At 70.1% G+C, this 14,045-nt stretch carries 9 protein-coding genes; 7 read left to right on the top strand and 2 right to left on the bottom strand.

Translation table 11 applies throughout. From position 1 onward, the window contains the following. Nucleotides 1–223: 223 nt before the first annotated feature. Nucleotides 224–1,384 carry a diaminopropionate ammonia-lyase gene (locus AWQ71_RS24525; protein ID WP_067137146.1) on the bottom strand — a complete coding sequence of 387 codons (1,161 nt, stop codon included), beginning with the start codon at nt 1,382–1,384 and terminating at the stop codon, nt 224–226. Between the two features lie 119 nt (nt 1,385–1,503). Between AWQ71_RS24525 and AWQ71_RS24520 the strand changes: the two genes are divergently transcribed. Genes AWQ71_RS24520 through AWQ71_RS24505 form a run of 4 tightly spaced genes read left to right on the top strand, consistent with a single transcriptional unit; the run spans nt 1,504 to nt 5,069 of the window. Next, nucleotides 1,504–2,163 (top strand): GntR family transcriptional regulator, encoded by a 660-nt coding sequence (locus AWQ71_RS24520; RefSeq protein WP_067137144.1) that lies wholly within the window; start codon nt 1,504–1,506, stop codon nt 2,161–2,163. Further along, nucleotides 2,164–3,240, top strand: coding sequence for a histidinol-phosphate transaminase (locus AWQ71_RS24515; protein ID WP_067137142.1), 1,077 nt, complete (start codon nt 2,164–2,166; stop codon nt 3,238–3,240). A 10-nt stretch (nt 3,241–3,250) separates the two neighbouring features. Beyond that, nucleotides 3,251–4,474 (top strand): pyridoxal phosphate-dependent aminotransferase, encoded by a 1,224-nt coding sequence (locus tag AWQ71_RS24510; protein WP_084259236.1) that lies wholly within the window; start codon nt 3,251–3,253, stop codon nt 4,472–4,474. A 46-nt stretch (nt 4,475–4,520) separates the two neighbouring features. Further along, nucleotides 4,521–5,069, top strand: coding sequence for a YciI family protein (locus tag AWQ71_RS24505; RefSeq protein ID WP_067137138.1), 549 nt, complete (start codon nt 4,521–4,523; stop codon nt 5,067–5,069). An 85-nt stretch (nt 5,070–5,154) separates the two neighbouring features. Here AWQ71_RS24505 and AWQ71_RS24500 read toward each other — a convergent pair whose 3' ends face one another. Then, complete coding sequence (locus AWQ71_RS24500; protein ID WP_084259235.1) at nt 5,155–5,772, bottom strand: TetR/AcrR family transcriptional regulator; 618 nt, start codon at nt 5,770–5,772, stop codon at nt 5,155–5,157. A gap of 143 nt (nt 5,773–5,915) precedes the next feature. Here AWQ71_RS24500 and AWQ71_RS24495 point away from each other — a divergent pair, with 143 nt between their 5' ends. The 3 genes from AWQ71_RS24495 to AWQ71_RS24485 all read left to right on the top strand — a co-directional run bounded on the left by AWQ71_RS24495 (nt 5,916) and on the right by AWQ71_RS24485 (nt 13,990). Beyond that, nucleotides 5,916–6,776, top strand: a complete 861-nt coding sequence (locus AWQ71_RS24495) for a polysaccharide deacetylase family protein (protein ID WP_067137136.1) — start codon at nt 5,916–5,918, stop codon at nt 6,774–6,776. Nucleotides 6,777–6,925: 149 nt separating this feature from the next. Continuing rightward, a complete protein-coding gene (locus tag AWQ71_RS24490; RefSeq protein ID WP_157570539.1) occupies nt 6,926–9,784 on the top strand; it encodes a helix-turn-helix transcriptional regulator in 2,859 nt (952 codons plus the stop codon). Nucleotides 9,785–10,006: 222 nt separating this feature from the next. After that, nucleotides 10,007–13,990, top strand: a complete 3,984-nt coding sequence (locus AWQ71_RS24485; RefSeq protein ID WP_067137132.1) for a S8 family serine peptidase — start codon at nt 10,007–10,009, stop codon at nt 13,988–13,990. The last annotated feature ends 55 nt before the right edge of the window (nt 13,991–14,045 follow it).

Here is a 14,045-nt window from a genome sequence, read left to right as displayed (position 1 = left end):
GAATCGTCAATGACGCCGGACATCCGGCAGTCGTGTGACGCAGGCAGCCGAGGCAGTTCCCCCACGCGCTTCCAACTGCGTGCTGAACACAGAATGCAGAGGTGGTGCAAGAGGTGTCAAGGAGACGAATACTCAGAACTGAACTAAAAAGTCCGGCCGGGGAACACGTTCGGGCCGGACCGATACGGCCCGACCCGATGCGTGATCTCCGGTTGTGGAGGCGTCAGCCGTTGGCCGCGCTCAGATCTCCCACGATGCTGCGATAGCTCGCAGGGTCGCTCGCACCTTCCGTGTTCAGGAGAAGGATCGTGCTGTCCTGCGTCAGCCCGAGCCCCTCACGGAACTCGCGGTCGGCGGAGACGAGCAGCGCACCCGCGAGCGAGGCCGCGCCGCTCTCCCCCGACTCGATCCCACAACCGGCGAAGACCCTCATGGCCTCTCGCACTCCGTGGTCGTCGACAGTGATGGCCGCGTCCACCGTGCCGCGCAGGATCGGCCAGGCCACCACGCTCGTTTCGCCGCAATTCAGACCGGCCATGATCGAGCGATGCGGCCCTGGGACGGTCGTACGGACGCCGGCGGCGAGCGAGCGATGTACGCAGTCGGCGGCGTCGGGTTCGACGGTCGCGATGCGCGTCGCCGCACGGGAGCCGAAGTGGAGGCCGACGGCGGCGGCGAAGGCGCCCACACCCGCAGGGACGATCACCAAGTCCGGGGTGTCCATGGGGTCGAGACCCATCTCGGCCAGCTGTTCGTCGACCTCATGAAAGATCGTCGAATAGCCGTCGATCACGCGTCGCGGCACCGTCTCGTACCCGGGCCAGGCCGTGTCGGACACCAGGATGGCGTGAGGGTCGCGTTCGGCCTGAACGGCCACGTAGCGCACCGCGTCGTCATAGCTCGCGTACACCCGGACGACCTGCGCCCCCTCGCCCTCGATCGCCGCCGACCGCGCCATCGACACCTCGTTCGGCACGTAGATGCGGGCGCGCATATCGAGGAGACTGGCCATGTGCGCCACGGCCCTTCCGTGGTTCCCATCGGTGGCGCAGGTCAGCACATGGTCGCGTAGCGGCCCGACGGCGTGACGCAGTTCCTCGAACGAGATCGCCGGGTCGAGGCCCAGACGTTCGCACAGCGTACGGTGGATCCCCCAGGAAGAGCCGAGGATCTTGAACGACGGCAACCCCAGGCGGTACTGCTCGTTCTTGACGAGGACTCGCCCCGTTCCCGTCCGACGCGCCAGTTCAGGCGATTCGACGAGAGGGGTGCGGGCGTAACCCGGCATCGATCGGTGGAATCGTCGTGGCGCGTCACATGGGTCATCACTGAACGCGTTCGGGTAAGCGGTTCTCAGTGACTGGATGATGGCGCAGCCAGGCATGGCGCGACCTCCAGAGGTGTGGGGATGGGGCCGCCAGCCTAGCGCTTCTGCACTCTGAGTTCAGTATGTAGTATGCTCTGAATCTGACATCATCAGTAGCTTTTGCCGGAGGCGGAACAATGGCGGTCGATCGCAGACTTTTGCGCGAGCAAGTCAGGGACGAGGTCCTTGACCGCCTTCTCCGAGGCAAATACCCAGTGGGCACCCGCATCAACGAGGTGCACCTCGCGGCAGAGATCGGCGTCAGCCGGACGCCGCTGCGTGAGGCGCTGGCGAGCCTGGCCCAGGAAGGCATTCTCGACGCCCGCCCGAACCGGGGGTATTGGGTCTCTCCCCTGAGCGAGCAGGAGGTCCGCGAGACCTACCCGATCATCGCCCAGCTCGAAGTGCTCGCGATCACGCTTTCCGATCCCGCGGAACTCGCCCGGCGTGCGCCGCAGCTCATCGAGGTCGCGGAGAACATGGCGGCAGCCGAAGACGTCCGCGAGGTGCAGCGCGCCGACGACGAGTGGCATGCGGGCCTGCTGGCGGCCTGCCCGAACAGCCGGCTTCTTGAAATGATTGGCGACACCAAACGCATCGTCCATCGATATGAGCATGCCTATCTTGGCGACCCGCAGATTGTTCGTGAGTCCATCGAACAGCACAAGCGTATCGCCGCGGCCCTTCAAGAGCAGGATCTGGCGACGGCGACCCGCGAGCTGGAAAGCAACTGGAAAACGTCCATGCAGCGCCTTGTCGCGCGCATCACCGGATCACAAGACACAAGCGGAGATTGAATGCCCGCCCTACCTGTCCGGGACGACCTGCGTACGGTCCGCCCGTACAACACCCGGCCGTTTTCCTCGCCGGTCGACCCGGTCGCGCTGCTGAACAACAATGAGAGTCCACGTCCTCCCGAAGGACGTCACCTTGAGGTGTTGCGTTCGGCGGCCTCCCTGGCGCTGGCGACCGCGAACCGTTATCCGGACACCGACCTCGGCACGCTGCGAGCCGCATTGGCGCGGTATACCGGAAATGGCGTGCGAGCCGAGATGGTGTGGCCGGGAAACGGCTCCAACGAGGTACTGTTGCACCTGCTCCTGGCGTACGGCGGGCCCGGCCGCACGGCCCTTGGATTCGGGCCCACATATTCGATGCACGAGCAAATCGCGACGATAACCGGAACTCGCTGGATATCAGCCGACCGCGGACCGGATTTCGGCCTGACCCGTGAGGCGGCGGCCACCGCGGTCGAACGGCACCGGCCTGACATCGTCTTCCTCTGCGCGCCCAACAATCCGACGGGGACGCCTCTGGATCGGGCGACGCTGGACGTCGTCCTGCGGACCGCGCCGGGGCTGGTGGTGCTTGACGAGGCATACGTCGAGTTCTCCGCCATCGGCAGCCAGGCAGGGCTCCTCTCCGAACACCCACGGCTGGTGATCTCCCGGACCATGTCGAAGGCGTTCGGTTTCGCGGGGATACGCGTCGGGTTCCTGCTCGCCTCATCCGACGTGCTGGCGCCTTTGCGTATCGTCGCCCTGCCGTACCATCTGTCGACGTTGACGGCGGCGGTCGCGCTCGCCGCCCTCGAACAGGCCGATGAACTGCTCGCGCATATCCCGAGCGTTCTCTCCGAGCGCCAGAGAATGCGCGCCGCTCTGGTCGGCGCCGGCCACGCGGTCGCGCCGAGCGACGCGAACTTCCTGCTCTTCGACACCGGCGCCGATTCTTCCGCGGTGGCGGCGTGGCTGGCCCGGCAAGGCGTGCTGGTACGCGACGTGGGCCCGGCCGGATGGTTGCGCGTGAGCGTCGGGCATCCCGATGAGAACGACATCTTCCTCAAGACCCTGGCCGAATTTCCGTCGAAGTAAGAGGAGAACCATGTCTATCGGATTGAGTGACAGAGCGAGCGCGATCGCCGGATCGGCGACCATGGCGGTTTCGTCCCGGGCGGCCGAGCTGCGCGCGGCCGGAAACCGCATCGTGAGTTTCGGCGCGGGTGAGCCGGATTTCCCCACCCCGGATTACATCGTCGAGGCCGCCCAGCGGGCGTGCCCGGATCCCGTCAATCATCGATACACGTCGGCGGCCGGGCTGGCGGAGTTGCGCCATTCAATCGCCCAGACCGTCCTGGCGGATACGGGCCTCGCCATCAATGACACGGACGTGCTGGTCACCAACGGAGCGAAGCAGGCCGTGTATCTCGCCTGCATGGTCCTGCTGAATCCCGGCGACGAGGCACTCATTCCGGCGCCCTATTGGACCACCTATCCGGAGGCCGTACGCCTCGCCGGCGCGACCCCGGTCCCCGTGCACAGCGACGCCGACCAGGATTTCAAGGTCACGCCCGAACTCCTTGAGGCGCACGTCACTCCGCGAACCAAGGTGCTGTTCTTCGGCTCCCCCGCCAACCCGACGGGAACCGTTTACACACCCGAGGAGACCCGGGCCATCGGAAACTGGGCGGCGCAGCGGGGAATCTGGGTGATCAGCGATGAGATCTACCAGCACCTCGTGTACGACGGCGCGACAGCCCAATCCATGCCGGTAGCCGCTCCGGACATCGAGGATCGGTGCATCGTCATCGGCGGCGTGTCGAAGACGTACGCCATGACGGGCTGGCGGGTCGGCTGGCTGTACGGTCCCACCGCGGCGGTCAAGGCGGCCATCAACCTGCAATCGCATATGTCATCCAATGTCGCCAACGTCGCCCAGGTCGCCGCTATCGCGGCCCTGCGCGCGGGCCGCCCGGGTTTCGACGACGTTCTGGCCGCCTATGATCGCCGCCGCCGGCTCATGGTCGATGTGCTCCAGGGGATACGCGGAGTCGACTGCCCCACCCCCACCGGGGCCTTCTACTGCTTCCCCTCGGTCAAGCGCCTGCTCACCCGGTCAATCCTCGGCCACTCCTTCACCACCACCGCCGAGCTGGCGACATTCATCCTGGACGAGGCCTCCGTGGCCCTCCTCCCGGGCGAAGCCTTCGGCGCCCCCGGCTGCCTCCGCCTCTCCTACGCCCTGGACGACCAGAGCCTGCAGACGGGCCTGGAGCGCCTTCAGCGGCTCCTCAGCTCCCAGGACATCCCCCGCGCCCACGTGCACTGACGCAGGCGGGGTGGCGGTGACGCGCGATGATCTAGGCTGAACGGTCGTGGAGTATTTCGTCTACGGCCGCGACCGCCCTGGCGCCTTCGGTCTCAAGGTGCGCCTGAGCGAAGACCACTGGTCCTTCATGGATGGGTACGCGAAGCGACTGGTCGCCCGCGGCCCCACGCTGACCGGCGACGCGGCCGAGTCGACGGGCAGCCTGCACATCGTCGACCTTCCGGACGCGGAAGCCGCCCGCGCGTTCGCCTACGAAGAGCCGTACTACCGGGCCGGCGTCTTCGGGTCCGTACTGCTGTGCCGCTTCCATAACGTCCTGGGCCGCACCATGTGGGACTTCACCGAGGCTGTCGAGGGCTACGGCCGGTTCCTGGTGATCGGCATGGACGAGTCCGTCCCCGCGCCGGTCACGTCGAAGCACATGATCGTGTACGGCGAGTTGCTCGCCCTCGACGGCGAGGCGCGGCTCGGCCGGGCGGCCCTGGTCGAGGCGCCGGATCGCGAAGCCGCCGCCATGCTGCTGCCGGCCGGCGGCGCCGGCCGTACGGAGGTCCATCCCTGGCGCTTCGGCGGCAGACCCACTCAACGCTCCTAGAGCGACCAGCCGGTCGGCGGCACCGCGCGCCGGCCTCACTCGGTAGCGGCCCTGCGCGATCGGATCTGACGTCGGGGCGGCAGGCTCACCGCTCGCCTGGAGGGGATCCCGGGTCGGGCGCCGCCGGCGGGGTGAGGGCGTGCAGGGCATGCGCGATGAGGGTGTCGAGGTAGGCGGGGTCGGGCATGCCGAGGTGGAAGGCGAGCCGGTGGTAAAGGGGACCGTACAGCAGGTCCAGTGCCACATCGAGGTCGGCGTCCGGGCTTAGCTGCCCCTGCTGCTGCGCTCGGCGCATGCGGTCCTTGAACTGGGCGATGCGCGGCTCGATCAGCCGCTCGCGCAGGTCACGGGCGAGGGCCGGATCGTGCTGCGCCTCGGCGATCACCCCGGCGAAGACCGAGGTATGCGGTGGTGTGAGCATGCCGATGACCGCGGTCAGTTGAGTGCGCAGATCGGTGGCGAGGTCGCCGGTGTCGGGATGGTGGGCGTCAGCGGTCGCGGCTTCGTCGATCAGTTCCAGGATGACCGCGCCCTTGGAAGGCCACCAGCGGTAGATGGTCTTCTTACTCACGCCTGCGCGAGAGGCGATGGCCTCGATGGTGAGGCGCCCATACCCCCGCTCCGCGCAGAGCTCAGCGGCCGCAGCGAAGATCGCTTGACGGCTGCTTTCGCTGCGGCGCGCCGCGTTCGGTGTTTTGGCCATGAGGGCATCCTACAGGAAACGACACGTGTCGTATTGACAGTCAAGGTGATCTTCATGCATTGTCTTGGGGACACGATCCGTGTCGTGTCCGTAAAAGTGCTCGTCCGCATCACCGCGGACGCGGTCTGAAAGAGGAGAAAGCAATGGAAAACGAGCTCTACGACTTCGACCCGATCATCGACCGGAAGCCCATCCGCTGGCCCGGCGACGCCAGGGTGGCCTTCTACGTCGGACTGAACGTCGAGCATTTCCTGCTCGGCCGGCCGTCGACGAGCCTGAACGAGGCCACCGCGACCCTGGTGCCCGACCCGCTGAACCACGGCTGGCGAGACTACGGCGCCCGAGTGGGGTTCTGGCGGGTGATGGAGAGCCTGGACCGCCACGGCATCCGGGCCAGCGTGCTGCTCAACTCGTCCGTCTGCGACCACTATCCGCAGATCATCGAGGCCGGCAAGGCGCGCGACTGGGCGTGGCTGGCCCACGGCCGGACCAACTCCGTCCTGCCGGCCGGCATGTCCGAGGACGAGGAGCGCGCCGAGCTGGCCGCGATCGTCGCCACGATCGAGAAGGCGACCGGCCGCCGGCCGCGCGGCTGGATGGGCCCGGCACTCAACGAGACCTTCCGGACCCCGGCCCTGCTCGCCGAGCTCGGCCTGAGTTACGTGCTCGACTGGACCAGCGACGACCAGCCGTTCCGGCTGAACGTACCCGGGATGCTGAGCGTGCCGTACTCGGTGGAGCTCAACGACCTCGGCCTGTTCACGACGCACGGCATGACGGGGCCTGACTTCCTGCAGCTGGTGAAGGACCAGTTCGACCAGCTCTACGCGGACTCGGCCGCAAGTGGGCGGGTCATGGCTTTGGCACTGCACCCGTTCGTGATCGGCCAGGCCTTCCGCGCCAAGTATCTCGACCAGGCGCTGGAATACATCGCCGGGCACCCCGGCGTGTGGCTGACCACCAGCGACGAGATCGCCGACCACTACGCAGGCTCGACGGCGTAGGCAGCCGGACTGACGCCGGCCACGAGCTTCCCGGCCCGCGGACCAGCCGTGCAACGCCCGTGACTTTTATCATCCTTTGGGGTTGAATGGCATGATCACATGGCCTGCATGACGATCAGGGCACGGTGAGAGATGCGCGGCTGGTGCCGGTGAACGAACCCGAGGCTCTCGGCAGGACGGTGTCGCCCCTCCTGGTCGGCCGGGATCGAGAGCTGGAGAGGCTCGTCGCCGCGGTGACCGCGGCCCCTTCGGTGTCCGTCGTCGAGGGCGAGGCGGGCATCGGCAAGTCACGACTGCTGGCCGAGCTGGCCACCCGGCCCGAGCTGGCCGATCGCCGCCTCCTCAGCGGCGGCTGCGGCCGGATCAGGGAACCGTTCCCGCTGGGCCCGATCGTGGAGGCGATGCGCGGCCGCGCCGCCGACCTGACCGGCGCCGCCCTCTCGCCGGTGGCGGGAGCGCTGCGCGGACTCCTGCCCGAACTCGAAGCGGTGCTCCCGCAACCGCCGCCGCCGCTGGAGAACCGGGCCGCCGACCGGCACCGGCTGTTCCGCGGCCTGGTCGAGGTCCTGGCCGCGCTCTGCCCCGCCGTCCTGGTGGTGGAGGACCTGCACTGGGCGGACGAGCAGACCGTGGAGTTCCTGGGCTACCTGATGGGAACCCCGCAGCGGGGACTCTCAGTGGTGCTGACCTACCGGGGCGACGAGGCGGCCGCCCCCGTCCGCGCGCTGACGGCGCGCCCGCCCGACTCGGTCACGCACGAGCACCTGGCGCTCGCTCCGCTCGACACGGCGCAGACCCGCGTGCTCGCCGCGGCGATCCTGGGTGTGAACGAGGTGACGGAGGAGTTCGCGGAGCATCTGCGCGCGCGAGCCTCGGGGCTGCCGCTGGCCGTACAGGAACTGCTCGCGCTGCTGCGCACCCGCGGCGCGCTCATCAAATGGGAGGGCGGCTGGGCCCGCCGCGCCCTCGACGCACTGGACGTGCCCGTGGGTGTGCGCGCCTCAGTGCAGGAACGGGTGTCCCGGCTGCCCGCCGAGGCACGGGCCGTGGTGGAGACCGCCGCAGTGCTCCAGCTCGCGGTACCCGTCTCAGTGCTGGCGCACGCGGCCGGCCGGCCCGGGCCCGAGGCGATGGACGGCGCGCTCGACTCCGGGCTGCTGGCCGAGCAGGAAGGGACGGTAGGGTTCCGGCACGTACTGGCGGCGCAGGCCGTCTACGAGGCGATCCCGGTGGGGCGCAGGCGGGTGATGCACGCGGCCGCGGCGGAGGCCGTACGGGGACTTCGGCAGGTGCCGCTCGGACAGATGGCGCACCACCTGCGGCAGGCGGGCAGGATGCCCGAGTGGGCGGACGCGGCCGCCAGGGCGGCCGAGCAGGCGGACGCCCTCGGCGACGAGGCCGAGGCCACCCGGCTGCTCGAAGACCTGCTGCGCAACGCGGAGCTGGATCCGGTACGGCGGGCGCGGCTCACCGCGCGCCTGGGCTGGGCGGCCCTGCAGGTGCTGCCTTTCCCGCAGGTGCGCGAGCTGATCACCGAGGCGCTCCGCCACGAGCTGCCGACCACGCTCCGCGGCGAGCTGCGTTTCCTGTCGGGCATGCACGCCGAGGTGAGCCGGGAAGATTCCGCTCAAAGGAACAGCGTGCTGGCCGCGGCCATCGAGGACCTGGGCGACCGTCCCGACCTGGCCGCGTGGGCGCTGGTTCTGCTGGGACTGCCGATCGTGCCGGACGTCCCGCCCGAGGTGGAGCGCGACCGGCTCAACCAGGCGCTCGGCCTCCTGCCCTCCATCGAGAACCGCACCATGCGGCTGCTGATCCTGAGCAAGTTGGCGATGGTGTTCGCCCTGATGGGCGACACGCGCTGGGTCGGACTCACCGAACAGGTCCGCGCGGAGACGCACGGCCGCGCACGCGACTACCAGGAGGCCAACGCGTACCGCTCCATCGCCGAGGACGCCTGCTACGCCGGTCACCACGACCTCGCCCGCAACCTGCTGGAGACGGCGCTGGACACCATCGACCCCGACCTGCAGGGCGTCAGCGAGCAACGGACCAGGTCGAGGCTGGCCATCGTCGACTACTGCTGCGGCTCGTGGGGCAGGCTCCGCCCGATGGTGGACGCTCTGCGCAGGCAGGGCGACGCCCCTCCACACGAGAGCGTCCAAGTGGACATGGTGACGGCGTGCCTGGCGCCCGCCCCGGGACGCCTTGATCTCGCACTGGACGCCCTGCGCGACGTCATCGGGCGGGCGTTCGTGTTCGGCGACTTCGACCTGCTGCCCCTGCCCGTCTCGATGCTGCTCCGGCTGGCCACCGCCCGCGGCGAGCACGACGCGGCGATCACGGAGACGGCCGCCGCGGTACGCGTGTGGGAGGACAAGGAGATGTGGCCGGCGGGCGTGCGCGCGGTACCGGCGCTCGTGGAGGCGTTGCTCGCGGCCGGGCGCGCGAATGACGCCGCCGCGCTGGTGGACCGCTATGACGGGCGTCTGCGCGGGCTGGACGCGCCGCTGGCCGCTCCCGCGCTGGGGCAGGCCCGCGGACTGCTGCGGGCGGCGGACCGGCGGTGGGCCGAGGCCGCCCGGTCGCTCTCCGCCGCCGCGGAGGGTTTCCGCGCGCTCCCCGCGGCCTACGACGCCGCGCAGGCGGACGAGCAGGCGGCGGCCTGCCTGCTCAGCGCCGGGGACCCGGCCGGCGGACCGATCCTGCGGGCGGCGACCGCCGCGTACGCGGAACTCGGCGCCCGGTGGGATCTCGACCGGGCCAGCCTCCTCGGCCGGACGTGGGGGGTGCGCCTCCCGCAGCTCACCCAGCCGCGCGAAGGGCGGGGTTCGGCGTTGTCCTCGCGGCAGGAGCAGGTCGCCCGGCTGGCCGCCACGGGGCTGACCAACCAGGAGATCGCCAAGGAGATGTTCCTGTCACCGAAGACGGTGGACAAGCATCTCAGCGCCGCCATGCGCAAGGTCGGAGCCCGGTCGCGCACGGAGCTGGCCCTCTTCTACCGGTGAATTGGGGAGTTTTCCCCAGGGGTTCCCCATAACTCCACCCACCCGGCAGCGGCCACGCTTGCCCCATGTCCGAGCCATACCCCACCCCCGAACCAGAGTCCGAAGCCGAGCCGGACGCGGAGTCGGAACCCGCGCCGGACGCGGAGTCCGAACCCGCGCCTCCTGACGGCTTCGAGCCGGTATGAGCGTCACCCCCCGCGGAAAGGCAGTCCCCCTGTGTCCATGAAGAACTCGCTGTGCGCCGCCGCGACCGTGTTCGCGCTGCTCGCGGCACTTCCCCCATCGGCCGCCCAGGCCGAGCCGGAACCGGCCGCCACCGCTCCCCCGTCCGCCCCGCCGTCCGTCTCGCTGTCCGGCTTGGGGGCCGGTGCCCACGCCATCACCTTGATCACCGGAGACAAGGTCAGACTCACCGACACCGGCGGCGGCAGGTACGCCGTCGACACCGAACCGGTCCCCCGGCCGGACGGCGGCCTGCCCACGCTCGCCACGCTGAGCGGGCCCGACGGCGTCTACGTCCTGCCGAGCGACGCGATGCCGGCCATCGACGCGGGCAAGCTCGACCGCCGGCTGTTCAACGTGAAGTACCTGGCCGAGAACGGCTACACCGACGACGCGACCGCGCAGGTTCCGGTCATCGTGCAGTACCAGGGCACGCCCCCGGCGGCCACGCTCAAGAGCTCGGCCGACGCCCTACCGGCCGGCGCGCCCACTCACACCCTGGAGAGCATCCACGGGGCGTCGGTCGAGGTGACCAAGGGTGAGTCCGGCACGTTCTGGCAGGCCGTACGCGGCTCCTTCGCCCCCGGCGCGGCCAAGCTCAGCGGCGGGATCGCCAAGATCTGGCTCGACGGCAAGATCAAGGTGGACCTCGCGGAGAGCGTCCCGATGATCGGCGCGCCGGAGGCCTGGGCGGGCGGCCACGACGGTTCCGGGGTCAAGGTCGCGGTGCTGGACACCGGTGTCGACGCCGGACACCCCGACCTGAAGGGGAAGGTCGCCGACTCCCGATCGTTCGTGCCCGGCGAGGCCGTACAGGACCTCGGCGGACACGGCACCCACGTGGCCACCACGATCGCGGGCAGCGGGGCCGCGTCAGGAGGGAAGAACAAGGGCGTCGCGCCCGGCGCGGACCTCCTGATCGGCAAGGTGCTCAGCAACGGCGGCAGCGGCCTGGAGTCCTGGGTCGTCGAGGGCATGGAGTGGGCGACCGCCGCCGGCGCCAAGGTGATCAGCATGAGCCTCGGCGGCGACGTCACCGACGGCACCGACCCGACCAGCCAGGCCGTCAACGAGCTGAGCGCCGCGACGGGCGCGCTGTTCGTGATCGCCGCCGGCAACGACGGCAGGGTCGGATCGATCGGCTCCCCCGGTACGGCCGACGCGGCCCTCACCGTGGCCGCCGTCGACAAGGGCGACAAGCTGGCCGACTTCTCCAGTCAGGGCCCGCGCTTCGGCGACATGGCGCTGAAGCCCGACATCGCCGCCCCCGGCGTCGGCATCGCGGCCGGCCGCGCGGCCGGCACCTCGATGGGCACCCCGGTCGACGAGTACTACACCAGGGCGAACGGCACCTCGATGGCCACCCCGCACGTGGCCGGAGCAGCGGCGATCATGGCCCAGCAGCACCCCGACTGGAAGGGGCCGCTGATCAAGACGGCGCTGATGTCGACGGCCAAGGACGACGGGTTCGCCGCGTACGAGCAGGGCGCCGGCCGGGTCGACCTGGTCCGCGCGCACCGGCAGACGGTCTTCGCCACCACCTCGGCCGCCGACTTCGCCTCGGTGAGCGACCCGGGCGCGAAGCTCGAACGGAAGATCAGCTACGTCAACCTGGGCTCGGAGCCGGTCACGCTCACGCTGACCGGCGCGCTGCGCGACGTGCGCGGGCCGGCGATCGAGGGCTCGCTGACGACCGAGTCCTCGCTGACCGTCCCCGCGTCCGGCACGGCCACGACCACCGTCACGCTGGACCCCGCCGACCTGGAGTTCGGCCGCTACACCGGGTCGGTCGTCGCGCAGGCCGGCGACGTGCGGGTGACCACGCCCGTCGGCGCCGTACGCGAGGCCCCGAAGCACACGCTGACCGTGCACACGATCGGCAGGGACGGCAAGCCGCTCAACCCGAGCACCCAGTACGTCATCGACGTGGACGGGGACCTGGGCCTCCTCACCGACCAGGCGCTCGTGGGCGAGGGCACCGTCGCCGTCCGCGTCCCCGAGGGGACCGTGAGCGTGACCCAGCTCGCCTCCTGGGCCGACGGCGACGACCGGAACAACACCGCCTGGCTGATGAACCCGCAGGTCGCCATCACGGGCGACACGGAGATCACGCTCGACGTCAGGAAAGCCTCGCAGGTGAGCTTCGGCACCCCCAAGCCCGCCGAGCCGCTGAACAACACCCCGTACGGCTTCTTCCAGCGGACCGTCGCCGGCGGCGAGACCTGGGCGGGGTCCGTGCCCGCCGAGCCGTGGGACAAGATGTGGGTCCTGCCGACCGAGAAGGTCACCAAGGGGGCGTTCAGGTTCGCGACCGCGTGGACGCTGGGGCAGGCCGAGGTGGCCATGCGTGTGACCGGGCGCAAGCCGGTCACGCTGCACCCGGCCACGCCGCAGCACGAGCGCTTCGGCCAGCAGGACTACCACCCCGGCTTCGTGCCGTTCACCGGAACGCGCGACCTGCAGGTCGTCGACGTCGGCCAGGGCGGGCCCGAGGACCTCGCCGGGCTCGACCTGCGCGGCAAGCTGGCACTGCTGGAGACCGGCCTCAACGACGGCGTGTTCGGTCCGCTCTGCGGCCTGCCGGTCGAGCTGGTCGGCCCGATCAGGGACGCCGGCGCCGCCGGCATCGCCGCCTTCCCCGGGAAGGGCACGAACTGCACGATCCCGCTGCACATCACCCAGGAGCCGTTCACCGGCGACCCCAAGCCTGTGGGCATCGGCAACATCTCACTGTCCAACAAGGAGGGCACGGACCTGCGCGGACGCCTCGCCTCCGGGCCGGTCACCGTCAAGGTGACCGGGACTCCTGAGACTCCTTACACCTACGTGCTCAAGCCGTACGTGGAGGGCAGGGTCCCCGCCTCGATGCGGTACGAACTCGGCGCGCGGGACCTGGCCCAGGTGGACCTGGACGTGCACTCCTCCCAACCGGCCTCCTTCGAGGACTTCCGCTACATCTGGAAGCAGGACGACCTGTTCGTGACGGCGACGGTGGTGTCCGATCGGGGCGCGACCGCCTTCACCGGGCCCCTCAGCCGGTCGGAGTGGGTCGGCCCGCTCGATCCGGAGGTCACGCACCTGCACGGCATGACCGCGCGTGGCCTCGACGAGGCCACCACGTACGGGACCCGGTACCGGGTCGAGGCGTTCGACCGTCCCGGGCGCACCGGTCAGCAGTGGTTCGCCACGCCCAGCACGCTCGGCGCCGCGTCGGCGCCGGCGAAGGCGCTGTCGATCCCCGACCCGAAGGCGGCGCCGGGAACGCGGCAGGGCACCACCCTGCGCTGCGCCATCTGCGTGGAGGGCGACGTGCTGTGGGCCGAGATCGGCGTCACGAGCGGGGTGCTGGAGGACAGGGACTTCAGCGACCGGTTCTGGAGCCCGGGCCTGCTCAACCCGGCCTACGAGGTGAAGTTCTACCGGGACGACGTGGAACTCCCGCGGGCTCCGCTCAACCCGGCGCTGAAGAACGCGCCCGCCTTCACCATCCCCGAGGGGGCCGGCACCTACCGGCTCACCGCGAAGAAGGACGGGGAAGAGGCCGAGTGGACCTTCGCCTCCCGGCCCGTCAAGGGCACGCCGCAGCCTGGGCTCATCTGCGTCAGCCAGATCGTCCAGGGCTGGGCCAAGGAGTGCGGGCCGACGCAGGCCGTGTTCGTCGGCTACGACCTCGGCCGTGATCTGGGGATGGACAACACCGTTCCGGCCGGCAGGACCCACCACTTCACCGTCGAGCCGTACCGCTCCCCGTCGGGGGGCGCGATGCCGAAGATCGCCGGGATCAAGCTGTGGGCGAGCACCGACGACGGCGCCACCTGGCAGCCGGTCGAGGTGAAGCGGCAGAACGACGGCACCTACCGGGCCTCCGCGAAGTACCCGAAGCTCGCCGACACCAAGGGAGCGGTCGGCCTGAAGGTCGAGGCGTGGGACGAGGCGGGCAACCGGCTCAAGCACACCGTGACGCGCGCCTTCGGCCTGCGCTGACGGGGCCGGACCCGGGGCGGCGGCCATCCGCCGCCCCGGGTCCTGGTGCCTGAGC

It is taken from the genome of Microtetraspora malaysiensis (assembly GCF_001528665.1).
In the GTDB taxonomy this organism is placed as follows: Bacteria; Actinomycetota; Actinomycetes; order Streptosporangiales; family Streptosporangiaceae; genus Microtetraspora_A; species Microtetraspora_A malaysiensis.
This window is presented reverse-complemented; position numbering and strand designations above follow the sequence as displayed.

Coding starts and splice junctions, on each gene's coding strand:
- AWQ71_RS24525 (WP_067137146.1), bottom strand. CDS start 1,384: ATGCCTGGCTGCGCCATCATCCAGTCACTGAGAACCGCTTACCCGAAC.
- AWQ71_RS24520 (WP_067137144.1), top strand. CDS start 1,504: ATGGCGGTCGATCGCAGACTTTTGCGCGAGCAAGTCAGGGACGAGGTC.
- AWQ71_RS24515 (WP_067137142.1), top strand. CDS start 2,164: ATGCCCGCCCTACCTGTCCGGGACGACCTGCGTACGGTCCGCCCGTAC.
- AWQ71_RS24510 (WP_084259236.1), top strand. CDS start 3,251: ATGTCTATCGGATTGAGTGACAGAGCGAGCGCGATCGCCGGATCGGCG.
- AWQ71_RS24500 (WP_084259235.1), bottom strand. CDS start 5,772: ATGGCCAAAACACCGAACGCGGCGCGCCGCAGCGAAAGCAGCCGTCAA.
- AWQ71_RS24495 (WP_067137136.1), top strand. CDS start 5,916: ATGGAAAACGAGCTCTACGACTTCGACCCGATCATCGACCGGAAGCCC.
- AWQ71_RS24485 (WP_067137132.1), top strand. CDS start 10,007: ATGAAGAACTCGCTGTGCGCCGCCGCGACCGTGTTCGCGCTGCTCGCG.